This is a genomic window from Paracoccus caeni, assembly GCF_016629665.1.
Taxonomy (GTDB): Bacteria; Pseudomonadota; Alphaproteobacteria; order Rhodobacterales; family Rhodobacteraceae; genus Paracoccus; species Paracoccus caeni.
Window position 1 is genome coordinate 646,822 of record NZ_JAEPRQ010000001.1, and the last position, 21,967, is coordinate 668,788.

The window sequence follows — 21,967 nt, forward strand, 5'->3', positions numbered from 1 at the left end:
AACGCTAAGGAGAAACATTATGCGTCACGCACGTGGCTATCGCCGCCTCAACCGCACCCATGAACACCGCAAGGCGCTGTTCGCCAACATGGCCGGCTCGCTGATCGAGCATGAGCAGATCAAGACCACCTTGCCGAAAGCCAAGGAACTGCGTCCGATCATCGAAAAGCTGATCACGCTGGCCAAACGCGGCGACCTGCACGCCCGCCGTCAGGCCGCTTCGCAACTGAAGCAAGACCAGTATGTCGCCAAACTGTTCGAAGTTCTGGGCGCACGCTACAAGGATCGTCAGGGCGGCTACGTTCGCGTCCTGAAAGCCGGTTTCCGTTATGGCGACATGGCACCGATGGCGATCATCGAACTGGTCGATCGTGACCCGGCCGCCAAAGGCGCCGCCGATCACGCCCGCACCGAAGCAGAGGCTGCCGCAGAGTAATTCTGACGCCGCACATTCTGCGCAAAGCACGAATCAGCACCCTGTCACCAACCCGGTGGCGGGGTGTTTTTCTATTGCCAGCACTGGACTTGAGCGAATTAACGGCAGGTTCAGGAAAGTTAACGTTAGGAAACCTTAGGTTAAAGCGGCCTGCGCAGACAAATCTCTCGTAATGTCACGACGCGGTGTGATACACGTCAGACGTGCTACCATCTCTCCGATGGTTGTGGAGGTTTGTAACATTAATGATCTGGCAGCTAATTTTCGCCAAACTTACCATGTCCGTTGACGGTAACGAACACAATTTGTCTAAAAAGTCATGTCCTCACGCGCAGATATAAACGCAGGGTTGCGTAAACTGGGGCGGATTTCCCCTGCGGGCTATTTTGTTGGCCTGCATATCCGTTTTGCCGCACCGCTGATGCAATTTCAGACCTATGCCGAGGAATGGGCCGAGTTCTATTCCCAGAACGGCTTTGCGCTAAGGGATCCAACGATCGCATGGGGCTTTTCGACGACTGGCGCCTGCCGGTGGTCAAGTCTGCCGATTCCCGATCCCTTCAACATTCTCAAGGATGCCGCTGACCACGGGCTGACCTTTGGGCTGACCGTCTCGTACGGACCGATCAATTCCCGCACCATCGCCAGCTTCGCGCGCGGTGATCGCGAGTTCACCGAAGACGAGATCGTCGAGGTCTCGACAACGGTTCGGCGGCTTCACGAGATTACCGAGCCGCCGACGAGTCTGACCAAGGCTCAAAAAGAAGCCCTTCGTTGCATCGCGGAGGGCGATCGTCATGCGGCAGCGGCGGCCAAACTTGGCATCACCGAAAGCGCGTTCAAGGCAAGACTGATTTCGGTTCGGGAAAGGTTGAAGGCCCGCACCACCGCCGAGGCGCTGCAAAGGGCCAAGGAGTACCGTCTGTTGTAGGCGCTCGCCCAGGGGAACCGTGAGGCAGTGAGGGGACCCTCACACCCCAGGAGTACTAGACATGCAGACGACTACCCTTTCCTTCTCGAATCTACACAACCACGGAGAATTGTTCGCCAACCTGTTCCGCGCCCGCAAGCAGAGCTTCATCATCCACAAGAATTGGGATTTGCCAGAATCCGAGGATATGGAGTTTGACCAGTATGACACCCCGCAAAGCCGCTGGATCGCGATCCACGACAATGGTGCGGTTCTGGCCGGTATCCGGCTGACGCCGACCACGGCGCGTTGTGGTGTTTACAGCTACATGATCCGGGACGCTCAGCGCGGTATCCTTGGCGGCTCCATTCCGCAGGATTTGCTGTATGCTGACGCGCCGGTGGATGAACAGGTCTGGGAATGCTCTCGCGTTTTCGTCAGCCACGACATCCCGCAGATGTATCGCCGCAAGGTTCATTTCAAAATGGTCGAAGCGATGACCGGATCGGCGCGTGAACTGGGCGCGACCCGGCTGATCGCGCTGACCGGGGCGACATGGCCGCGTTGGTATGGCCGTTGCGGGCTGGAGGCCGAGGCTGTCGGACGGGTTCTGTGGATCGATGATGGCGATTTCCAATGCGTGTCGATCGATCTGACCGCGAAGATGCACTAGGCGGAAAGACCGGCGAATGGGGGCTGTTCCCTTTTCATCGGCGCCCTTAGATTAGGGTGGCCATGGCCGATCTTTTTGACAACGCCTCTTCAAATACAGCACCGTCCCCCGCGGTGCGTCCTCTGGCCGATCGGATCCGACCGCGCAAGCTGTCGGAGGTCATCGGCCAGGGCAAAGTCCTTGGCGCGGATGGGCCGCTTGGCTCGATGCTGGCTGCGGGCAGTCTCTCTTCCTTGATCCTCTGGGGGCCGCCGGGGGTTGGTAAGACGACGATTGCCCGGCTGTTGGCGGATGAGACCGAGCTGGCCTTTGTCCAGATCAGCGCAATCTTTTCCGGCGTGCCCGAGCTTCGCAAAGTCTTCGAGGCGGCAAAGCTGCGTCGCCAGCAGGGGCGCGGCACGTTGCTGTTCGTCGATGAAATCCACCGCTTCAACAAGGCGCAGCAGGACAGCTTCCTGCCGCATATGGAAGACGGCACCATCCTGCTGGTCGGCGCCACCACGGAAAACCCGTCCTTTGAACTGAACGCCGCGCTGATGTCGCGCGCGCAGGTGATCGTGCTGGAACGGCTGAGCCTTGCCGATCTGGAATTGCTTGCCCAGCGGGCCGAGCGTGAACTTGGCCGCAAACTGCCCCTGACAGCCGAGGCGCGAGAGGCGCTGCTGGAAATGGCGGATGGCGATGGTCGGGCGGTGCTGAACCTGATCGAACTCGTGGCGGCGTGGAAAACCGATAAGCCCGTCGATGCGCAGGCGATGGCGCAACGGCTGATGCGGCGGGCGGCGAAATACGATAAATCGGGGGACGAACATTACAACCTGATCTCGGCCCTGCATAAATCCGTTCGCGGCAGCGACCCCGATGCCGCGCTTTACTGGTTCGGGCGGATGCTGGAGGGGGGCGAAGACCCTCGATATCTGGCGCGCAGGATCACCCGGATGGCGGTCGAGGATATCGGTCTGGCCGATCCCGCTGCGCAACGTCATTGCCTTGACGCTTGGGCGCTTTACGAGCGGCTGGGCAGCCCCGAGGGTGAGCTGGCTTTGGCGCAGGCGGTGATCTATCTGGCGCTCGCCCCGAAATCGAATGCCGGTTACGTCGCCTATAAGGGCGCACGGGCCGAGGCGAAGCGGACCGGCAGTCTGATGCCCCCGGCGCATATCCTGAACGCGCCGACGCAGATGATGAAGGATCAGGGCTATGGCACCGGCTATGCCTATGACCACGATGCCGAAGACGGTTTCAGCGGCCAGAACTATTTCCCCGACGGCATGAAGCGCCCGGTTCTTTACACCCCGGTCGAGCGGGGGTTCGAGCGCGAGTTGAAGAAGCGGCTGGACTGGTTTGTCAGCCAGAGGTTGAAGCGCGGCAGTTGACTTTGCCGTCGCATCGTCACAGGACCGGCGCATGATGAATCCATTCCTTCAGGTAGCTATCGGCGGCGCGGTCGGGTCAGTCGCGCGATATGGCGTCTATCGACTGATGCCCGCTGGCTGGTCGGGTTTTCCGGTCGCCACGCTGATCGTCAATGTCACCGGCAGCTTCGTCATGGGGCTGCTGGCGGCGCTGCTGGCCCATCGCGGCGGGCAGCATCTGGCGCCGTTGCTGCTGACCGGCGTTCTGGGCGGATATACCACCTTCTCGGCCTTTTCGCTGGACGCGTTGTCGCTGTGGGAGCGGGGGCAGATGGTCGGCGCGTCGGCCTATATCCTTGTTTCGGTCGTGCTATCGCTTGCGGCGGTGCTGGTCGGTATGGCCGTTGGCAGGGGGCTATTTGCATGAGCGGCGTTCAGACCATTCGTATCGGCGAAGACGAGGGCGATCAGCGGCTTGACCGTTGGCTGAAGAAGAAATTCCCGCACCTGACGCAAGGCGCGGTCGAAAAGATGTGCCGCACCGGGCAGTTGCGTGTGGATGGCGGCCGGGTGAAGGCCGCGACCCGGCTTGAAGTGGGGCAGGAGGTGCGGATACCGCCGCTGCCGGATGCGCAGCCCTCTGCTGCCGCCCGGGCGAAATCCGATGGCCCGCGTATTCCCGACAGCGATCTGAAGATGATTCAGGCGGCCGTGCTGTGGAAGGATGAACATATCATCGCGCTGAACAAGCCGCCGGGCCTGCCGTCGCAGGGCGGCAGCGGGCAGGGCGACCGGCATGTGGACGGGCTGACCGAAGCGCTGAAATTCGGCTATAAGGACAAGCCGAAACTGGTGCATCGGCTGGACAAGGATACTTCGGGCGTGCTGCTGCTGGCCCGGACCGACCGCGTGGCGCGGGCCCTGTCCGAGGCGTTCCGGTCGCGCACCACCCGCAAGATCTATTGGGCCGCCGTTGCCGGGGTGCCGCATCCGCGCATGGGCACGATCCGCTATGGTCTGGTCAAGGCGCCGGGTCACGGGCGCGGTGGCGAGGGCGAAAAGATGATCGCCGTCCATCCCCGCGACATCGACAAGACCGAGGGCGCAAAGCGCGCGACCACCGATTATGCGGTGTTGGATGCGCTTGGCACGCGGGCAAGCTGGTGTGCGCTGGTGCCGATCACCGGGCGGACGCATCAGTTGCGCGCCCATATGGCCGAGCTTGGGCATCCGATTGTCGGTGACGGAAAATATGGCGGCTCGGGGCAGGAAAATCTGGGCGATGGCTGGGGCGCGCAACTGGGCGGAGAGATCAGCCGCAAGCTGCATCTTCACGCCCGCAGCCTGACCTTTGACCATCCGATCACCAAGAAGCGGATCACGCTGACCGCGCCTTTGCCGGACCACATGACCCGCACATGGAAGTCATTGGGCTGGCACGAAAACGATGTGCCCGATGATCCCTTCGCCGAGGTCGAATGAAACTGATTGTCTTTGACGTTGATGGGACGCTGGTGGACAGCCAGCACCATATCCACGGCGCGATGAGCGCGGGTTTCGCCGCTGCAGGCCTGCCCGCGCTGGAGAAAGAGCAGGTCTTGCAGATCGTCGGCCTGTCGCTGCCGGTCGCGGTGGCAGAGCTTGTCCCCGATCAGCCGCCGGAAATTCAGGCCCGGATCGTCGAAGGTTACAAAAGCGCCTTCATGGCCTCGCGGCTGGACAGTGCCGCCCCGCTTTATCCCGGTGCGATGGCATGTCTTGATGCGCTTTCGGCGCGTGACGATCTGCTGCTTGCGGTTGCGACAGGCAAATCGCGGCGGGGGCTGGATGCGATGATCTCGGCACACGGATTGCAAGGGCGGTTCATCAGCTTGCAGACGGCAGACAATCATCCGTCCAAACCGCATCCGGCAATGCTGCAATCGGCGCTTTCCGAGGCGGGTATCAATGCCGCCGACGCGGTGATGATCGGCGATACCAGCTTCGACATGCAGATGGCTGGCGCGGCGGGCGTGCTAGGTTTCGGTGTCGCGTGGGGCTATCATGCCGCTCAGGACCTGCGGCTGTCGGGCGCGGCGCTTGTCGCACCGGATTTTGCCAGCCTGACCCGCGAACTGGAGCTTTGGGCGGCATGAGCGAATGGAAGGCAAGACGGTTCTGGAAGGCGGCGACGACGCAGCCCGCCGATGGCGGGTGGGAGGTGCTGCTGGACGACAAGCCGCTGCGCACCCCCGGCAAAAAGCCCCTGATTCTGCCGACCGAGGCTTTGGCCAAGGCGATCGCCGAAGAATGGGACGCGCAGACCGATGTGATCGCCCCGCTGACGATGCCGCTGACCCGCGCCGCCAACTCTGCGATCGAAAAAGTTGCTCCGCAGTTTGACGCGGTTGCGGGCATGATTGCCGAATATGGCGGCACCGATCTTCTGTCCTATCGCGCGGAAGAGCCCGAGGATTTGGTGCGTTTGCAGGCCGAGGCATGGGATCCGCTGATCGACTGGGCCGCCACCCATCTGCAAGCGCCCTTGCGAATCACTCATGGTGTGATTCCGGTGACGCAGGATTCAGCGGTTCTGGAGAGGCTGCATGACGAGGTTGCCTCACTTGATACATTTGGCCTGACTGCCTTGCACGACCTTGTAACCCTGCCCGGATCACTGATTTTGGGACTGGCGGTTATTCGTGGGCAATTGAACGCAGAACGGGCTTTTGCCCTATCTCGTATTGACGAAGAACATCAGCTGCGGCAATGGGGTGAAGATAGTGATGCCCGTGATGCGGCTGAAAGCAGGCGGCACGCGATCATGGATGCTGAACGGTTGTGGCTTCTCTCGCGGCGCCGGTAAATCGGTCCGAATCGGTCTCACGCTTGACCTGTTGGATAGGATGCGCACAATATCGCCTACTGGGGCGTATAAACTATACTAAGCCCTGCACCATCCCGGCCGCTTTTGCGGTCAGGCGCATGCCATCGGGAACAATCCGGGTGGACGGCGTCCAACAACGAGGTAGAAATGAATAAATCGCTTTTTCTTGGCACTGTCGCCGCCGTCACCCTGACGGCCGGTATGGGCATGGCCGACACGCTGGCCGAAGTGAAGGCGCGCGGTGAGCTGAACTGCGGCGTCAACACTGGCCTCGCCGGCTTCGCTGCCCCGGATGCCAGCGGCAACTGGACCGGCTTCGACGTTGCCATCTGCAAGGCGGTTGCGGCTGCTGTGCTGGGCGACCCGGCCAAGGTGAAATACGTGCCGACCACCGGCCAGACCCGCTTCACAGCGCTGGCTTCGGGCGAGGTGGACGTTCTGGCCCGCAACTCGACCTGGACCTTCTCGCGCGATACCGACCTGAAACTGGATTTCGTCGGCGTCAACTATTTCGACGGTCAGGGCTTCATGGTCAGCAAAGATCTGGGCGTGACCTCGGCCAAGGAACTGGACGGCGCGACCGTTTGTATCCAGACCGGCACCACGACCGAGCTGAACCTGGCTGACTTCTTCCAAGCCAACAACATGAGCTATCAGCCGGTCAACATCGACAGCAATGCCGAAGGTGAGCAGCAGTATATGGCTGGTGCCTGCGACGCCTACACCACCGATGCGTCGGGCCTTGCAGCAACCCGTGCGGCCTTCGCCGACCCGGAAAACCACATCATTCTGCCCGAGATCATCTCGAAGGAGCCGCTTGGCCCGGCAGTCCGCCATGGCGACAGCAATTGGGGCGATATCGTCCGCTGGACCCTCTATGCGCTGATCGCGGCTGAAGAATATGGCATCACCTCGAAAAACCTCGAGGAACTGGCCAAATCGTCGCAAAACCCCGAGGTTCAGCGCCTTCTGGGCACGACCGACGATCTGGGCGCGATGATCGGGCTGGACAAGGAATGGGCACGTCGCGCCATTGCTGCCAGCGGCAACTATGGCGAGATCTTCGCCGCCAATATCGGCGAGCAAACCCCGATTGGTCTGGCGCGCGGCCTGAACGCGCAATGGACGCAGGGCGGTCTGCAATACGCAATGCCGTTTCGCTGATCGGAACTTTGACGGGGACGCGATGAGCGTCCCCGTTTTCGATAACGGATTACGAACCAGAATCGGTCACTCTTCCAAGCGGTAATGAAGCCGCATCAGACCGACAGCAGGGGAACATTGATGGCCTATGTTTCGGCACCGGCGGAACCGCCGTTCCGGCTGAGCATGCTGATCTATGATCGGCGCTATCGCTCACTGACCTTTCAGGTCATCGTCTTCATACTTGTCATGGCCGTGGCCTGGTGGCTGGTGGACAACACCATCACCAACCTGTCGGCGATGGGCAAAGACTTCAATTTCGGCTTCCTGTTCCAGCGCGCCGGATATGACATCCCGCAGACGCTGATCCCTTACACGGCGAACGACACGCATTTCCGCGCCGCCGTGATCGGGCTGTTGAACACGTTGCTTGTCTCGATCCTCGGCTGTATCGCCGCGACGGTCCTTGGCGTTGCCGTCGGCGTTGCGCGTCTGTCGAACAACTGGCTGTTTGCGCGGCTGATGACGGTTTACGTGGAAATCTTCCGCAACATGCCGTTGTTGCTGTGGATCCTGATCATCTACGCGATCTTTACCGAAGTGCTGCCGCCGCCCAACGCCTATCGTGGCGATGATCCGGCGGCATCGATGATCCTGTTCGACAGTGTGGCGCTGACCAACCGCTATACCTCGATCCCGACGCTGGCGATGACCAATGATCCGGGCAGTCTGGATCTGGGCGCGCGCGTCACGATCAACTGGGCGACCATTTCGTTCATCGTGGCGATCCTGGGGGGGCTTTATGTCCGCCGCCTGATCGGCAACTGGGCGCAGTCGATCCAGAACGCCACCGGCAGCCGCCCGACGACCTGGTGGATGAGCCTGGCGGTCATGACGATCCCGTCGATCATTCTGATCTTCTTCTTCGGCCTGCATCTGGTCCCGCCAGAGCTGAAAGGCTTCAACTTCACCGGCGGCATCAATGTCCAGAACTCTCTGGTCGCGCTGTGGCTGGCACTGACGCTTTACACCGGAGCCTTCATCGCCGAGATCGTCCGCGCCGGTATCCTTGCCGTCAGCAAGGGACAAAGCGAGGCCGCATTCGCATTGGGCATGCGCCCCAAGCGGACGATGAATCTGGTGATCCTGCCGCAGGCGCTGCGGGTGATCGTGCCGCCGCTGATCTCGCAATATCTGAACCTGATGAAGAACAGCTCGCTGGCCATCGCCGTCGGCTACATGGACCTGCGCGGCACGCTGGGCGGCACCACGCTGAACCAGACCGGGCGAGAGCTGGAATCCATGGTGCTGATGATGGCCACCTATCTGGTGCTCAGCCTGATCATCTCGGCCGGGATGAACATCTTCAACTCCCGCGTCAAACTGAAGGAGCGTTGAGATGAGCGATACTCATGCACAAACCGTCTCCTTCGTGCGGGAGACCATGATCGAGGCCTCGCCGCCGCCTGAAAAACAGGCTGGCGCGGTCAAATGGCTGCGCGAGAACCTGTTCTCGGGGCCGGTCAACACGGCGCTGACCCTTCTGGCGATTCTGGCGATCTGGTTCCTGATCAACCACTTCTGGAACTGGGTGGCGCATTCCGTCTGGAACGCCAACAGCCTGAACGAGTGCCGCCAGATCATCAGGGATACCTGGGGCGAAGGTTCGACCGGGGCTTGTTGGGCAGTGATCCGCGAGCGCTGGAACCAATACACCTTCGGCTTCTATCCGATGGACCTTTACTGGCGACCGACCATGTCGTTCGGTCTGCTGTTCGTCGCCCTGGCGCCGGTCCTGTTCTCGGAATCGCGCAAGATCCGCCGGATCGTGCTGGCTGTCGCGGCGGTCGTCACGCTGGCCAGCATGATCCAACTGAACGCGCCGACCCCGTGGCTGATCTTTGCCGCCATCGTCCTGATCGGCGGCCTGATCATCTCGGAGAGGAACAATAGCTGGCTGCTGGTCTTCTCGCTGCTCTATCCGTTTCTTGGGGTATGGTGGCTTTGGGGCGGTTCTCTCTGGGGGCCGATCATGGTCATCGTGGGGCCGGTTCTGGGCTATATCGCGTGGAAACTGCTGGGCCGGATTTCACCGATCCTTGCCAGCGTCGGCATGATCGGCGTGACGCTGTTCTGGTGGCTGGCGCTGGCCGGACGCGCGGCGCGGGATGCGGAAAACATCCTGTCGCTGGCGATCACGCCGGTCAACTCGGACCGCTTCGGGGGCTTCCTGCTGTCCACGACCATCGGCATCGCGGCCATTGCTATCTCGCTGCCCTTGGGGATCGTGCTGGCATTGGCGCGTCGGTCGGACATGTTCCTGGTGAAATCGCTGGCGGTCATGTTCATCGAGTTCATCCGCGGCGTGCCTCTGATCACTTTGCTGTTCGTGGCGTCGCTGCTGCTGAACTACTTCCTGCCGCCGGGCACCAATTTCGACATCATCCTGCGGGTCATCATCATGGTGACGATCTTCGCCGCCGCCTATATGGCCGAGGTGATCCGGGGTGGTCTGGCCGCCTTGCCGAAAGGACAATATGAGGCGGCGGATGCGCTTGGGCTGGATTACTGGAAGGCGCAGCGGCTGATCATTCTTCCGCAGGCGCTGAAAATCTCGATCCCCGGCATCGTCTCGACCTTCATCGGCATGTTCAAGGATACGACGCTGGTTACCTTCGTCGGCCTTTACGATCCGCTGAAGTCGATGTCCGACGCCGTCCGGGCCAGCACCGCATGGAAGGGCATCTACTGGGAGCCGTATATCTTCGTCGGCGCCATTTTCTTCATCATCTGCTTCGGCATGTCGCGCTATTCGATGTATCTCGAGCGCCGGCTGCAGCGTGACCACAGATAACAGGAGGCATCCATGAGCGAAGCCATTACCCGTGAGATCGATCGCAGCCAGATGCAGGTCAGCGATGAGGTCGCCATTGAAATCAATGCCATGAACAAATGGTATGGCACTTTCCACGTCCTGCGCGACATCAACCTGACGGTGCATCGCGGCGAACGGATCGTCATCGCCGGGCCTTCGGGCTCGGGGAAATCGACGCTGATCCGCTGTATCAACCGGCTGGAAGAACATCAGTCGGGCAAGATCGTCGTGGATGGGGTGGAACTGACCAGCGACATCAAGAACATCGACAAGGTGCGTTCGGAAGTCGGTATGGTGTTCCAGCACTTCAACCTGTTCCCGCATCTGACCATCCTTGAAAACTGTACCCTTGCGCCGATCTGGGTGCGCAAGGTGCCAAAGCGGCAGGCCGAGGAAACGGCCATGCACTATCTGACCAAGGTGAAGATCCCCGATCAGGCTCATAAATATCCAGGCCAGCTTTCGGGCGGTCAGCAGCAGCGGGTGGCGATTGCGCGCTCGCTTTGCATGAAGCCGCGGATCATGCTGTTCGATGAACCGACATCGGCGCTGGACCCCGAGATGATCAAAGAGGTTCTGGACACGATGATCGAGCTTGCCGAAGAGGGCATGACCATGCTGTGCGTGACCCACGAAATGGGCTTCGCGCAGGCTGTGGCGAACCGGGTGATCTTCATGGATCAGGGCCAGATCGTCGAACAGAACAATCCCTACGACTTCTTCAACAATCCCCAGTCCGAGCGGACCAAGCTGTTCCTCAGCCAGATTCTGGGTCACTGAACTTCTGAACGACGCGGCAGTCGTTTACAGAAGCCGTTCTCGCACAGTCGGGGACGGCTTTTTTAATGCGCGGGTGCGGTGATCAGTCGCGTCCGTCCATGCGGACGAAATCCATCACGCTGCCAAGGCCGGGCGCGATTTCGGACCAGCTATCGATCTGAAAATCCACGACAAGCGTGGCGCAGGTCGGATAGCGACGAAAATCCGGGTCAAGCGGCGGACGCGCGGGCAGCATGCTGGCGAATTCCGCGATGCCGGGATTGTGGCCGATCATCATGACCGTCGGATGGGTCGCCGTGCGCAGGATCGTCAGCATCTGTTCCGGCCCGGCGTGATAAAGGCCCGGCTCGATCCGCACCAGCGGTCGAACCTCCAGCGGCGCGCCGGCGACGGTGGACCATGTTTCCTTCGTGCGCTGCGACGACGAACACAGAACCTCTTCCGGTTCATAGCCGCGCGACGCCATCCAATCGCCAAGCTCACGGGCCGAGCGGCGGCCGCGATCATTCAGCGGCCGGTCGTGATCTGCCAGCGCGGGATCGTCCCAGGCAGACTTGGCGTGACGCGTGAGGATCAGGCGTCGGTGTCCATTCGGTGTCATGGGAATTGCCTCATCCAGAAATCTACGCAAACGCAGCCTGCCACAGCCATTGGCCGGGGGGCAAGTGGTCAAGTAAGTGCTTGTTGTGACTTAAAGTCCGGCGTCACCCTGCCGCAACCCGCGCGGCCGGGTGCTGGGCGGGGTCGAACGGATCAGGCTGCCTGCGCCATGTTCGGTAAACAGCTCCAGCAGACAGGCATGCGGCACCCGTCCATCCAGAATCACCACCGCCCTGACGCCGTCCTGCAAAGCCTCAAGCGCGGTTTCGGTCTTCGGGATCATCCCGCCCGCGATGGTGCCGTCGGCGATCATCTCACGCACCTGATCGGGATGCATCGCGGTCAGCACTTCGCCATTCGCATCCTTGACGCCCGCCACATCGGTCAGCAGCAGCAGCCGGTCGGCGCGCAGCGCCCCGGCGATTGCGCCCGCTGCGGTGTCGCCATTGACGTTGAAGGTCTCGTTATCGGCCATGCCGGTCGCGACGGGGGCGATGACCGGGATCAGGCCCGCGCGGTAAAGGTCACGGATGATCTGGACGTTCATCTCGACCGGGCGACCAACGAAGCCCAATTCGGGATCGTCTACCTCGCAGACCATCAGATCGTCATCCTTGCCGCTGATGCCGACGGCGCGACCGCCCGCATCGTTGATCGCCTGCACGATCCGCTTGTTGACCAGACCGGACAACACCATCTCGACCACTTCCACGGTCTCTTTGGTGGTGACGCGCTTGCCGCGTACGAACTTGCTTTCGATGCCCAGCTTGCCCAGCAATTCATTGATCATCGGGCCGCCGCCGTGACAGACGACCGGGTTCATGCCGACCTGTTTCATCAGCACGATATCGCGGGCGAATTCGGCCATCGCCTCATCGTCGCCCATCGCGTTGCCACCGAATTTCACCACAACGACGGCGCCGGAATAGCGCTGCAGATAGGGCAGGGCCTCTGACAGGGTGCGAGCGGTGGCGATCCAGTCCCGGTTCATGTTCTGCTTTCTCATCCTTGGGCCCCTATGCGACGGGCCGGACCCTAGGACGGTTGGCGCGATCAGTCCAGCCCGGCGATGATCGCGCGCAAAGTCGCGATCCCCTGACCCTTGTCGGATGAGGTGACGACCAGTTCGGGGAAAGCGGCGGGGTGTTTCTGCAACTCGGCCTCGACCTGCTCCAGAACCGGCTTGATCGCGTTCGGACCCAGTTTGTCTGCCTTTGTCAGCACGACCTGAAACGGCACGGCGGAACGGTCCAGAAGCTTCATGATCTCATGATCGACCGGCTTCACGCCGTGGCGCGAATCGATCAGGCAGAAGGCGCGGCGAAGCGTCGGACGACCGGCAAGGTAGTTCTTCAACAGCGCCTGCCATTTCGCGACGACCGCGACGGGCGCCTTGGCGAAGCCATAGCCGGGCAGATCGACCAGATAGGAATGATCGCCCAGCGTGAAATAGTTGATTTCCTGCGTCCGGCCCGGCGTGTTCGAGGCGCGGGCGATGCCCTTCCGACCCGTCAGTGCGTTGATCAGACTGGATTTGCCAACATTGCTGCGACCGGCGAAGCAAACTTCGGGGCGGTCGGCGGGCGGCAGGCCGTCCATCGCGACGACGCCTTTTACGAAATCGACCGGACCCGCAAACAGCAGGCGCGCGGCCTCGGCCCGTTCGGCATCCGGCTCTTCGGCCTGCGGAAAGGATACTTTCATGCGGCCACCTCGTCACCCGTTGCAATCTCGCCGCCGGTCACCACCTCGGCAAAGATGCCGAAATCGGTGTGGCCATAGAGGCGTTCCAGTGTCTCGACCATGTCAATGTCACGCTGGCCGGTTTCGGTATCCGCGCTTGTCGCCTGACAACGTCCGATCCGCTCGGTCACGCGCAGTTCGACCGCGCCGATGCGGATCACCTGACCGATCATGTCCAGTTCGGCAAAGGGCGTCCACCCCTCGATCCACAGATTCCCGCGCCAGCGATGAATGCCCAGCGTCATGCCGGCGCGGCTTTCCAGATCGCGAAGGCTGTCCAGCGACAGGATTGAAACCCACGGCCATTTGCTGTCGGTCCAGATCGCCGCCCCCCGGACCAGCCGGGTCGGAGCCGGTGCGTCGGCGGGCCAAAGCGGGCGAAGCCAATCAACCAGACGCGCGCCATCGTGCTGAGGATCTATCGTCAGATCATCCTGCGACGGTTGGCTCAGGATGATCCGGTCATCCTGCCATCCGCCGCTGATCGCCTGAACCGGGGCCGAGGAAACGCCACGGATAAAGCAGGATTTCGGCAGCCAGCGATCAGGCTCTCCGCCGCTTTCGCTGGCCTTCGCGTTGCGCTCACCCGCTTCGGTGACGACCGCCCATTCGCGATCACCGGGCATACGCCGCGCCGGAGACAAGGCGACGCTGTCCAGCCCCTCGCCGCCGATCGACTTGATCGGATGGCGGCGGATATGGGCCAGACGCGCTGTCACTTGCTACTCTTGCCGGACCGCTTGGGGATCGAGGCCTTGATATTGCCGAACAGATCGGGGCGATGGCCGTGCATCGTCATGATCGTGTACTGCTGGATGATCGTGATGGTGTTGTTGGTGATCCAGTACAGCACCAGACCCGAGGCAAAGCCGCCCAGCATGAACATGAAGATCCACGGCATCCACGCGAAGATCATCTTCTGCGCCGGATCAGCGGGCGTCGGGTTCAGGCGCTGCTGCATCCACATCGAAATGCCCAGAGCGATCGCAAGAACCGGCAGGGTGAAGCTGTGCAGGAAGCTACCCGCGCCCGGCGTTGCCCATGGCAGCAGACCGAACAGGTTCCACAGGCTGGTGGGATCGGGGGCTGCAAGGTCTTGGATCCAGCCGATCCACGGGGCGTGGCGAAGCTCGATCGTGACGAAGATCACCTTGTAGAGCGCGAAGAAGATCGGAATTTGCAGCAGGACCGGAAGACAGCCCGCAGCCGGGTTCACTTTCTCGCGCTTGTAAAGCTCCATCATCTCTTTCTGGAACTTCATCCGGTCATCGCCGGTGCGCTTCTTCAGCTCCTCCATCTCGGGCTGCAATTCCTTCATCTTCGCCATCGAGATGTAGGATTTGCGCGCCAGCGGGAAGACCAGCGTTTTCAGGATGAAGGTCAGCGCGATGATCGACCAGCCCATATTGCCGATCATGCCGTGCAGCCAGTGAAGGATGCGGAAGATCGGCTTGGTCAGGAAATAGAACCAGCCCCAGTCGATCGAGTCGACGAAACGCTGGATGCCGGGATTTTCCTGATAGCCGTTGATGACCTCCCACTCCTTCGCGCCAGCGAAGAGATAACTTTCGGCGGTCAGTTGCGATCCGGGCTGGACCGTCTGCATCGGGTAGCGCGCTTCGGTCTGATAGATGTCGGCGCCGTCGGCATATTTCACGACTGCGGTGAAGGCCTGACCAGGGGCAGGGGCCAGGGTGGTCATCCAGTATTTGTCGGTAAAGCCGACCCAGCCGTTCTCGGTCACCTGCAGAATGTCGGCGCGGCCTTCGCGATCGACCGGCTCGAGGTCCGAGATATCGCCATAATCCAGCGTAATCAGCTTGCCGTCCTGCATCCCAACCGCGCCCTCGTGCAGGACGAAGAAGTTCTGGGTGTCGGGTTTGCCGTGGCGGGCGATGATGCCATAGGGCGCGGCAGAGAAGGCGGCTTCGCCATCGTTCTGGACGCTTTGCGCGACGGTGAACAGGTAATCGTCGTCAAGTTCGAAGGTGCGGCGGAAGATTTGGCCGGCGCCGTTATCCCAGGCCAGCGTGACGGGCTGACCGGGCGAAAGGGTGTCACCCGATTCAACGGTCCATATCGTGCCGGGGCCGGGCACCAGTGACGGGTCGATGCCTTCGCCGGGGGTCCAGCCATAGACCGCGTAATAGGGTTTGGCGCCATCGGCGCTGACCGTGGCATCCGCAGTCGCGGATGAGGGCGACAACAGCCGCACTGCGGGAGAGTTGTCGTCCAGCGTCTCCTGATACTGCTTCAACAGCAGATCGTCGATGCGGCCACCGGCCAGCGAGATCGAACCTGCCAGCGCAGGCGAGTCAATCTTTACGCGACCGATCTGGGCCGCCGCGTCCGGCGCGTCTGCGGCCAGATCTGCGCCGGTGGATGCCGCGCTGCCACTAGCGGCGGAGGGGGGAGCAGAAGTCTCGACCCCCTGTTCCGCAACCGGCTGTGTCGGCGCTTCTGCCGGAGGTTCTGGTGCGAAGAGCGTGTACCAGACCAGAATCACCAGAAACGACAGGACCGTCGCCAGGATAAGATTGCGATTATTGTCGTCCATATGCCGTCACCACTGTCTTCGCGTCAGTCGCGCCGGTTCAACAGAAGGGGGCGTGAAAGGTCAAGCGGAATTGGCGTTTTCCAGCCGTTTGTGCCCGGAAGGGACGCTGATGTGAAGATTTCGGCAGGCTGTCGGCGGATTACACCAAGGCCGCCTTTGCCGTCGCTAGGGCAATCGGCAGGGCATGTCACCCGCACCAACACCCGATACATACCCGCAAGAGCGAGGATGAAGCCCTGCGATCATCTGATTTCACGCTGTTTTCCGACCGAAAAGCGGCAGCGAATCGCGACCTTCCGCATGATGGGCAAGGAAATCGAACGTGGCCTCCAGCGGCATTGGGCGTGAGATGATGTAGCCCTGCGTCTCGTCGCAGCCGATCTGGGCAAGAAAGGAATGCTCTTCCCGCGTTTCGACGCCTTCGGCGAGCGCGGCAATACCCAGCTTTTCCGACATTGCAAGGATCGCCAGCACCATCCGCTGCTGCCCCGGATCTGCATCGCAACCAGCAACGAAACTGCGGTCGATCTTGATCCGCTGGACGCCATATTGCCGGATCGCATCAAATCCGGAATAGCCGGTGCCGAAATCGTCCAGATCCAGCAGGCATCCGGCTGCCGCAAGTGTGATCAGGTTCGTTCTTGCATGCGAATCCTGCCCAAGCGGGCCGATCGTCTCCAGCATCTCCAGCACCAGCCGCGGAGGCGCGATGTCGTGGCGGTCAAGCTCCCACAGAAGCGATGTCGCGAAATCCGCATCGGCCAGTTCGAACTGAGAGACGTTGACCGAGACGGTAGGCACTGTCCAGCCAGATGCATCCCAGCTTTTCAGGGCGCGCAACGACTGACCCAGCATCGACATGGTCAGCACCCGATGATCGTTTTCGGTCATACGGTCCATGAATGCTGCCGGAGACAGGATGCCACGCGTCGGGTGGTTCCAGCGGGCAAGCGCCTCGAAGCCGGTGACTTCCCCCGTATGGCAGGAGATTTGTGGCTGGAAATAGGCGACGATCTGATCGGCGGTCACCGCAGCGCTGATCGTTTCGGGAAGCTGGGAACTGGGCAGCACGCGGCTGAAATCATGGATCAGAACCGTTCCCAGCTCTTCCGGGCGAAGGCGGTCCAGATGGTTTCTGGCCGTTGTGACCAGATCGGGCAGCGGCGTCGAGGATGAGCGTGCCGCGCCGGTCGTTACAGGAGGGTGCATGACCAGAGCGGTCAGCACCGGCGTCACCACGCTGCCGCCAGCCGAGACACGTCGTTGCCCGACCTCGTGCAGACGCCGGGCGATCCTGACTGCCTCGGCCTCGTCGCGGTCCGGCAGGATGATCCCGAAGATCCCCGGTGCCAGCATCTGCACCATGTCTTCCGGTCGCACCACCGCAGCAAGCCGAACACATAGATTAACCAGAAGCTGGCCGGTCCCGATCTTACCCAGATGCCCCGCCAGATCGGCGAGATTTTCGAGCCGCAGGACGACAAGACTGACCGGCTTGACCCGGTCATCACCACCGTGCTGAAGCCGCGCCCAGAGACGCTTCATCGAATCCGTCAACTTGCGCTGCATGGCAAACCTTTCGCGAAACACATCCGCGATGGATTAAACCATATTCGTTCCGGTTCGATTAATGTTCCTGCTCTCGCAGCCGAGGAATTTCCGAAGCATTTGAATCACCCGGAAACAACGAGGTGAAATCAAAGAGGTTAGGGTCCAGAAGATGCGACGGGCGGACATTCATCAAAGCGCGGAACATCACCTGACGGCGACCGGGCGTCCGCTTTTCCCATTCGTCCAGCAGCTTCTTTACCTGAACGCGTTGCAGCCCTTCCTGACTGCCGCAGAGATCGCAAGGGATGATGGGATAGTTCATCGCGCGGGCAAAGCGGTCGCAGTCATCCTCGGCCACATAGGCCAACGGACGCAAAACGTTCAGATCGCCATCTTCGTTCAGCAGTTTCGGCGGCATGGTTGCCAGCCGCCCGCCATGGAACAGGTTCATGAAGAAGGTTTCAAGGATGTCGTCGCGGTGATGGCCCAGAACCACGGCTGAGCAGCCCTCTTCGCGCGCGATCCGATACAGATTGCCGCGGCGCAGGCGCGAGCAGAGGGCACAATAGGTGCGGCCCTGCGGAACCTTGTCCTTCACTATAGAATAGGTGTCCTGATATTCGATGCGGTGCGCCACTCCGCGCTCGGACAGGAATTTCGGCAGGACCGTTGCCGGAAAGCCCGGCTGGCCCTGATCGAGGTTGCAGGCGAGCAGATCGACCGGCAGCAGGCCGCGCCATTTCAGCTCATACAGGATCGCCAGCAGCGTATAGCTGTCCTTGCCGCCCGACAGGCAGACAAGCCAGCGATCACCGGGACGGATCATGCCGTAATCATCGATCGCGGCGCGTGTTTCGCGGACCAGACGCTTGCGCAGCTTGCGGAACTCGGTCGAGGCAGGCGCCCCCGAGAACAGCGGGTGAATATCGTCCTGATCGCTATCGTCCAGCATCCGCCCGCATTAGGACAACAGCGCCCTGTCGGCAAGAGCGGTGATCACGTTCCGGATGCCGGAATCACCAGCGCATGCTATCCTGAGGTCATTTCATTAATGGGTGTCATGATGCTGTATTTGTTTTCCAGACGGACCTATGACCCGGCCACGAAAAAATTTGGCTTCAACCCGGCCACGCTGACCCGCTATCTGCAGCTTAAACCGCTTTCCGGCACCAAGACCGAGGGCGCCGCCATCGACCCGAAGAACTGGGTCGCGGGCATCGTCGGGCAGGCGGAAAGCAAGGATATCCTGATCTTCGTGCATGGTTTCAACACGTGGCAGACCGACGTGCTGCGGCGGCAACAGGCGATCACCGAAAACCTGAAAAAGAACGGCTACAAGGGTGCCGTGATCGCGTTCGACTGGCCCAGCGATGGCGACGCGCTGCGCTATGCCAAGGATCGCAACGACGCCAAGGCGGTCGCCGCCGCTTTCCTGTCTGACGGGGTGCAACTGCTGCAGCGCGAGGCGCCGGGGCATCGCATCCATATCCTCGCCTATTCGATGGGGGCTTTTCTGGTGCTTCGCAGCTTCTCGGTCACTGCGGGGGATTGGAAAGTCGGCGAGGTGATGTTCACCGCAGCCGATATCGAGGCAGAGTGGATGCAGGCCGGTTCATGGGGCGCGCTGGTGATGGAGCGCAGATGTGACCGCCTGCAGAACTATTTCAACACAAGCGACGATGTGCTGAGCCTGTCGCAGAGCTTCATCAATGGTTCTGAACGCGCCGGGCGTCATGGGCTGCCTGCGGAGAGGCCGAAAAACTTCTTCAATGTCTATTGCACTGACCGCTACAAGGCGAACTATCCGCAGGCCTCGGACAAGCTGTCCCATGGCTGGTATTTCGAGGATGCACGTTACTATAAGGATCTTGCGCTGACCCTGTCGGGGATGCCGGTGAAGGATATGGGCACGCGCGCCCCGACCGATACCGGCGGGCAGGCGCTGAAGAAGTGATGCTCAGTCAGGGACGTTGTCGATGCCCGAGCCGCCCCAAGGGTGACAGCGCCCGATCCGGCGGATCGCAAGCCATGTGCCCTTGATGCCGCCATGCTTCTCAAGCGCCTCAAGCGCATAGGCCGAACAGGTGGGTTGGAAGCGGCAGCCGTTTCCGACCCATGGCGATGCGACCAGACGGTAAGCGCGGACCGGCAGGGCGACGATGCGGGCAAGCGGGCTCATTTGTGAATCCGCGATAGGGCGGTGGTCAGATCCTGCTGAAGATCGGCAAAGTCGCGGCTGATCGTGGCACCGGGGCGACCGACCAAAACATAGTCCCAACCGGGGCGGGCATGCTCAAGAAGTCCCAGTCGCGCGATTTCGCGCAGCCGCCGCTTGGCGCGGTTTCGCATGACCGCATTGCCGATCTTCTTAGAGCAGGTAAAGCCGACGCGAACCGGGCCGTCATCGCTGCGATGGCGCGCTTGCAGCAGAAAACCGGAGGTGCCCTGTCTGCGGGCCTTGGCGGCGGCCAGAAAATCGGCGCGCTGGGTCAGCACAACCGGCATTTTCATCCGGGGGGCACGCATGCCAAATGCCGCCTCGCCATCATCCGGGCGCTGATCTTCAGCTTGGGGATGGGGCAGGGGCGGCATGGTCATTGCCTTGTCTGGCGGGGAAAAGCCCGCCGGGCGTGCATCAGGCCGAAAGGCGCTTGCGGCCTTTGGCGCGACGGGCGTTCAGTACGCGCTGGCCGCCTTTGGTGGCCATGCGGGCACGAAAGCCGTGACGGCGCGCACGAACAAGGTTCGACGGTTGGAAAGTGCGCTTCATGGTCAGGTCTCCGGTCAGTGCTTGCGGTGGCGAAATCACACGAGTCAGGGCAATATGCAGAATGCCCTGCGCGGACGCGCCGGTTGTTTGAAGCCCGCTGGATAGAGCAGGCGCGCTTTCGCGTCAACAGCAAGGCTACAAGAATCGTATCCTGTTAAAGGTTTGTCTTTGCGCTCTTGAAAGGAACCGCGCAGACATCACATTCGTTTGATGTGCAAATTCGCCCCAGCATGGCCGAAAACGGGCCTGCGCTCTTAAGACTGAACCAATACGGAATGCGATTGAACACGATCTCTGGCCGATTCGCAGCGTTGACGATCATTTTCGTCATGCTGGCAGAATTGTTCATCCTGCTGCCTGCGCTGTCCAGTTTTCGGCTGGACTATCTCGAGTCGCGGCTGGAGCGGGCGCAGATTGCCAGTCTGGCGCTGTTGGCGACCGACGAATCGTTGGCCAGCGATCTGGAATCAGAGCTTTTGCAGAATGCGGGCGTTTTCAACGTCGTTCTTCGCCGCAACGATATCCGTCAGCTTGTCCTGTCCTCGCCCATCCCCGGCCCGGTTTCCGCAACCTATGATCTGCGCGACGCAGGCGTGATGAACAGCATCGACGATGCTGTCGGAACGCTGATGAACAAGGAAAATCAGGTCATCCGGGTGATCGGCTCGCCGGTGAATCAAGCGGGTCAGTTGATCGAGATCACCATGCAGACCGCTCCGCTGCGGGCGGGGATGATCGAATACGGACTGCGCCTCTTGGCGATTTCGGCGGCTTTCTCGATCCTGACGGCGATTCTTTTGAACCTTGCCGTGCAGCGGCTGGTGCTGGTGCCGATCCGCCGGGTCATCAGCCATATGTCCGCCTATGCCAGCGCGCCAGAAGATCCCCGGCATATCATCATCCCCGATGCTCGCCTTGCCGAACTGCGCAACGCCGAAAGCGCGCTTGAGGCGATGCAGAAGACGGTGACATCGTCGCTGAAACAGAAAGAGCGGATGGCGCAGCTTGGGCAGGCCGTGGCGAAGATCAGCCACGATCTGCGTAACATTCTGACCACATCGCAGATTTTTGCCGACCGGCTGGAGGACAGCGCCGATCCCAAGGTCCGTCGCGCGGCACCGAAGCTGGTGAATTCGATCACCCGCGCGGTGAACCTGTGTGAAACCACTTTGGCATTCGGCAAGGCGGAAGAGCCTGCGCCGACTCTGTCGCGCTTCAATCTGTCGCAACTCGCCATCGAGGTGATCGAGGCGGAAACCCTTGCCGGTGAGGCTGCTGGCAAGGTCGATTTCCTGTCCGACATTCCCGCAAGCCTGATCATCCGCGCCGACCGGGATCAGCTTTATCGGGTGCTGACCAATCTGGCGCGCAATGCGCGGCAGGCGATCGAGGGTGCCGGGGCGCCCGGCACGGTCGAAATCGGCGCGGGTGAAAGCGATAGCGAGTGGTGGATTCGCGTGGGCGATACCGGTCCCGGCCTGCCTGAAAAGGCGCGGGAGTATCTGTTCAAACCCTTCACCGGCAGCGCGCGGAAGGGCGGGACGGGGCTTGGTCTCACCATCGCAGCCGATCTGATCCGCGGCCATGGCGGCAGCCTGAACCTCATCCGCAGCGATGAAGAGGGCAGCGAGTTCATGATCCACATTCCGCGTGACGTGAACGCTTTCGCCGCTCGTTACGGCAACGCGGCGCGGTAGGCAGAGCCGAA

The 21,967-nt window shown here is 61.3% G+C and carries 24 protein-coding genes; 14 read left to right on the forward strand and 10 right to left on the reverse strand.

Annotated elements, in window-relative coordinates; all coding sequences use genetic code 11:
- Nucleotides 1–19 precede the first annotated feature (19 nt).
- The 12 genes from rplQ (at nt 20) to JJJ17_RS03205 (ending at nt 11,038) form a co-directional block, all read left to right on the forward strand.
- Nucleotides 20–436 carry a 50S ribosomal protein L17 gene (gene rplQ, locus JJJ17_RS03150; RefSeq protein WP_200683708.1) on the forward strand — a complete coding sequence of 139 codons (417 nt, stop codon included), beginning with the start codon at nt 20–22 and terminating at the stop codon, nt 434–436.
- 319 nt (nt 437–755) lie between these two features.
- On the forward strand, nt 756–1,367 hold the full coding sequence (locus tag JJJ17_RS03155) for a helix-turn-helix transcriptional regulator (RefSeq protein WP_200683709.1): 612 nt from the start codon (nt 756–758) through the stop codon (nt 1,365–1,367).
- Between the two features lie 61 nt (nt 1,368–1,428).
- Nucleotides 1,429–2,019, forward strand: a complete 591-nt coding sequence (locus JJJ17_RS03160; RefSeq protein WP_200683710.1) for an acyl-homoserine-lactone synthase — start codon at nt 1,429–1,431, stop codon at nt 2,017–2,019.
- A gap of 62 nt (nt 2,020–2,081) precedes the next feature.
- The gene (locus tag JJJ17_RS03165) at nt 2,082–3,395 is read left to right on the forward strand and encodes a replication-associated recombination protein A (RefSeq protein WP_200683711.1); all 1,314 of its coding nucleotides are present in this window, start codon (nt 2,082–2,084) and stop codon (nt 3,393–3,395) included.
- A 31-nt stretch (nt 3,396–3,426) separates the two neighbouring features.
- Entirely contained in the window at nt 3,427–3,801 is a 375-nt protein-coding gene (gene crcB, locus JJJ17_RS03170; protein WP_200683712.1) for a fluoride efflux transporter CrcB, read from the forward strand.
- Complete coding sequence (locus JJJ17_RS03175; RefSeq protein WP_200683713.1) at nt 3,798–4,856, forward strand: RluA family pseudouridine synthase; 1,059 nt, start codon at nt 3,798–3,800, stop codon at nt 4,854–4,856. Before crcB ends, JJJ17_RS03175 begins: the two co-directional genes overlap by 4 nt.
- Entirely contained in the window at nt 4,853–5,509 is a 657-nt protein-coding gene (locus tag JJJ17_RS03180; RefSeq protein WP_200683715.1) for an HAD-IA family hydrolase, read from the forward strand. Before JJJ17_RS03175 ends, JJJ17_RS03180 begins: the two co-directional genes overlap by 4 nt.
- Nucleotides 5,506–6,219 (forward strand): ATP12 family chaperone protein, encoded by a 714-nt coding sequence (locus tag JJJ17_RS03185; protein ID WP_200683717.1) that lies wholly within the window; start codon nt 5,506–5,508, stop codon nt 6,217–6,219. The genes JJJ17_RS03180 and JJJ17_RS03185 overlap by 4 nt, the downstream gene beginning before the upstream one ends.
- Nucleotides 6,220–6,387: 168 nt before the next feature.
- The gene (locus JJJ17_RS03190; RefSeq protein WP_200683719.1) at nt 6,388–7,404 is read left to right on the forward strand and encodes an amino acid ABC transporter substrate-binding protein; all 1,017 of its coding nucleotides are present in this window, start codon (nt 6,388–6,390) and stop codon (nt 7,402–7,404) included.
- A gap of 120 nt (nt 7,405–7,524) precedes the next feature.
- Entirely contained in the window at nt 7,525–8,781 is a 1,257-nt protein-coding gene (locus JJJ17_RS03195) for an amino acid ABC transporter permease (RefSeq protein ID WP_200683721.1), read from the forward strand.
- Between the two features lies 1 nt (nt 8,782).
- Nucleotides 8,783–10,237 (forward strand): amino acid ABC transporter permease, encoded by a 1,455-nt coding sequence (locus JJJ17_RS03200; protein ID WP_200683723.1) that lies wholly within the window; start codon nt 8,783–8,785, stop codon nt 10,235–10,237.
- Nucleotides 10,238–10,249: 12 nt separating this feature from the next.
- On the forward strand, nt 10,250–11,038 hold the full coding sequence (locus tag JJJ17_RS03205; protein WP_325168757.1) for an amino acid ABC transporter ATP-binding protein: 789 nt from the start codon (nt 10,250–10,252) through the stop codon (nt 11,036–11,038).
- 82 nt (nt 11,039–11,120) lie between these two features.
- On the opposite strand, the gene JJJ17_RS03210 is transcribed toward JJJ17_RS03205, so the two are convergent.
- The 7 genes from JJJ17_RS03210 to ttcA form a co-directional block, all read right to left on the reverse strand.
- The gene (locus JJJ17_RS03210; protein ID WP_200683725.1) at nt 11,121–11,639 is read right to left on the reverse strand and encodes a SixA phosphatase family protein; all 519 of its coding nucleotides are present in this window, start codon (nt 11,637–11,639) and stop codon (nt 11,121–11,123) included.
- Between the two features lie 90 nt (nt 11,640–11,729).
- A complete protein-coding gene (gene argB / locus JJJ17_RS03215; RefSeq protein ID WP_200684772.1) occupies nt 11,730–12,629 on the reverse strand; it encodes an acetylglutamate kinase in 900 nt (299 codons plus the stop codon).
- A gap of 62 nt (nt 12,630–12,691) precedes the next feature.
- Nucleotides 12,692–13,342, reverse strand: a complete 651-nt coding sequence (gene yihA, locus JJJ17_RS03220) for a ribosome biogenesis GTP-binding protein YihA/YsxC (RefSeq protein WP_200683727.1) — start codon at nt 13,340–13,342, stop codon at nt 12,692–12,694.
- On the reverse strand, nt 13,339–14,100 hold the full coding sequence (locus JJJ17_RS03225) for an MOSC domain-containing protein (RefSeq protein WP_200683729.1): 762 nt from the start codon (nt 14,098–14,100) through the stop codon (nt 13,339–13,341). Before JJJ17_RS03225 ends, yihA begins: the two co-directional genes overlap by 4 nt.
- The gene (yidC, locus tag JJJ17_RS03230) at nt 14,097–15,938 is read right to left on the reverse strand and encodes a membrane protein insertase YidC (RefSeq protein WP_200683731.1); all 1,842 of its coding nucleotides are present in this window, start codon (nt 15,936–15,938) and stop codon (nt 14,097–14,099) included. Before yidC ends, JJJ17_RS03225 begins: the two co-directional genes overlap by 4 nt.
- A 252-nt stretch (nt 15,939–16,190) precedes the next feature.
- Nucleotides 16,191–17,507, reverse strand: coding sequence for a GGDEF domain-containing phosphodiesterase (locus tag JJJ17_RS03235; protein WP_200683733.1), 1,317 nt, complete (start codon nt 17,505–17,507; stop codon nt 16,191–16,193).
- A 58-nt stretch (nt 17,508–17,565) separates the two neighbouring features.
- The gene (gene ttcA, locus JJJ17_RS03240; protein ID WP_200683735.1) at nt 17,566–18,441 is read right to left on the reverse strand and encodes a tRNA 2-thiocytidine(32) synthetase TtcA; all 876 of its coding nucleotides are present in this window, start codon (nt 18,439–18,441) and stop codon (nt 17,566–17,568) included.
- 108 nt (nt 18,442–18,549) lie between these two features.
- Between ttcA and JJJ17_RS03245 the strand changes: the two genes are divergently transcribed.
- Nucleotides 18,550–19,443, forward strand: coding sequence for an alpha/beta fold hydrolase (locus tag JJJ17_RS03245; protein ID WP_200683738.1), 894 nt, complete (start codon nt 18,550–18,552; stop codon nt 19,441–19,443).
- A 3-nt stretch (nt 19,444–19,446) separates the two neighbouring features.
- Here the strand turns inward: JJJ17_RS03245 and yidD are convergent, their stop codons facing one another.
- The 3 genes from yidD to rpmH are packed head-to-tail and all read right to left on the reverse strand — an operon-like array spanning nt 19,447 to nt 20,259.
- A complete protein-coding gene (yidD, locus tag JJJ17_RS03250) occupies nt 19,447–19,668 on the reverse strand; it encodes a membrane protein insertion efficiency factor YidD (RefSeq protein WP_200683740.1) in 222 nt (73 codons plus the stop codon).
- On the reverse strand, nt 19,665–20,087 hold the full coding sequence (gene rnpA, locus JJJ17_RS03255; RefSeq protein WP_407673318.1) for a ribonuclease P protein component: 423 nt from the start codon (nt 20,085–20,087) through the stop codon (nt 19,665–19,667). Before rnpA ends, yidD begins: the two co-directional genes overlap by 4 nt.
- Before the next feature lie 37 nt (nt 20,088–20,124).
- Complete coding sequence (gene rpmH, locus JJJ17_RS03260) at nt 20,125–20,259, reverse strand: 50S ribosomal protein L34 (protein ID WP_090616098.1); 135 nt, start codon at nt 20,257–20,259, stop codon at nt 20,125–20,127.
- Between the two features lie 275 nt (nt 20,260–20,534).
- Here rpmH and JJJ17_RS03265 point away from each other — a divergent pair, with 275 nt between their 5' ends.
- A complete protein-coding gene (locus JJJ17_RS03265) occupies nt 20,535–21,956 on the forward strand; it encodes a sensor histidine kinase (RefSeq protein ID WP_200683741.1) in 1,422 nt (473 codons plus the stop codon).
- Nucleotides 21,957–21,967 lie beyond the last annotated feature (11 nt).

Excerpts from the sequence above, each read along its gene's own strand:
- JJJ17_RS03175 (WP_200683713.1), top strand. The coding sequence starts at position 3,798 with ATGAGCGGCGTTCAGACCATTCGTATCGGCGAAGACGAGGGCGATCAG.
- yidC (WP_200683731.1), bottom strand. The coding sequence starts at position 15,938 with ATGGACGACAATAATCGCAATCTTATCCTGGCGACGGTCCTGTCGTTT.
- yidD (WP_200683740.1), bottom strand. The coding sequence starts at position 19,668 with ATGAGCCCGCTTGCCCGCATCGTCGCCCTGCCGGTCCGCGCTTACCGT.
- JJJ17_RS03210 (WP_200683725.1), bottom strand. The coding sequence starts at position 11,639 with ATGACACCGAATGGACACCGACGCCTGATCCTCACGCGTCACGCCAAG.
- rpmH (WP_090616098.1), bottom strand. The coding sequence starts at position 20,259 with ATGAAGCGCACTTTCCAACCGTCGAACCTTGTTCGTGCGCGCCGTCAC.
- JJJ17_RS03185 (WP_200683717.1), top strand. The coding sequence starts at position 5,506 with ATGAGCGAATGGAAGGCAAGACGGTTCTGGAAGGCGGCGACGACGCAG.
- JJJ17_RS03165 (WP_200683711.1), top strand. The coding sequence starts at position 2,082 with ATGGCCGATCTTTTTGACAACGCCTCTTCAAATACAGCACCGTCCCCC.
- JJJ17_RS03205 (WP_325168757.1), top strand. The coding sequence starts at position 10,250 with ATGAGCGAAGCCATTACCCGTGAGATCGATCGCAGCCAGATGCAGGTC.
- JJJ17_RS03245 (WP_200683738.1), top strand. The coding sequence starts at position 18,550 with ATGATGCTGTATTTGTTTTCCAGACGGACCTATGACCCGGCCACGAAA.
- JJJ17_RS03200 (WP_200683723.1), top strand. The coding sequence starts at position 8,783 with ATGAGCGATACTCATGCACAAACCGTCTCCTTCGTGCGGGAGACCATG.
- JJJ17_RS03235 (WP_200683733.1), bottom strand. The coding sequence starts at position 17,507 with ATGCAGCGCAAGTTGACGGATTCGATGAAGCGTCTCTGGGCGCGGCTT.
- JJJ17_RS03155 (WP_200683709.1), top strand. The coding sequence starts at position 756 with ATGTCCTCACGCGCAGATATAAACGCAGGGTTGCGTAAACTGGGGCGG.
- rnpA (WP_407673318.1), bottom strand. The coding sequence starts at position 20,087 with ATGACCATGCCGCCCCTGCCCCATCCCCAAGCTGAAGATCAGCGCCCG.
- JJJ17_RS03190 (WP_200683719.1), top strand. The coding sequence starts at position 6,388 with ATGAATAAATCGCTTTTTCTTGGCACTGTCGCCGCCGTCACCCTGACG.
- yihA (WP_200683727.1), bottom strand. The coding sequence starts at position 13,342 with ATGAAAGTATCCTTTCCGCAGGCCGAAGAGCCGGATGCCGAACGGGCC.
- JJJ17_RS03160 (WP_200683710.1), top strand. The coding sequence starts at position 1,429 with ATGCAGACGACTACCCTTTCCTTCTCGAATCTACACAACCACGGAGAA.
- JJJ17_RS03265 (WP_200683741.1), top strand. The coding sequence starts at position 20,535 with ATGCGATTGAACACGATCTCTGGCCGATTCGCAGCGTTGACGATCATT.
- JJJ17_RS03195 (WP_200683721.1), top strand. The coding sequence starts at position 7,525 with ATGGCCTATGTTTCGGCACCGGCGGAACCGCCGTTCCGGCTGAGCATG.
- rplQ (WP_200683708.1), top strand. The coding sequence starts at position 20 with ATGCGTCACGCACGTGGCTATCGCCGCCTCAACCGCACCCATGAACAC.
- ttcA (WP_200683735.1), bottom strand. The coding sequence starts at position 18,441 with ATGCTGGACGATAGCGATCAGGACGATATTCACCCGCTGTTCTCGGGG.
- JJJ17_RS03180 (WP_200683715.1), top strand. The coding sequence starts at position 4,853 with ATGAAACTGATTGTCTTTGACGTTGATGGGACGCTGGTGGACAGCCAG.
- crcB (WP_200683712.1), top strand. The coding sequence starts at position 3,427 with ATGATGAATCCATTCCTTCAGGTAGCTATCGGCGGCGCGGTCGGGTCA.
- argB (WP_200684772.1), bottom strand. The coding sequence starts at position 12,629 with ATGAACCGGGACTGGATCGCCACCGCTCGCACCCTGTCAGAGGCCCTG.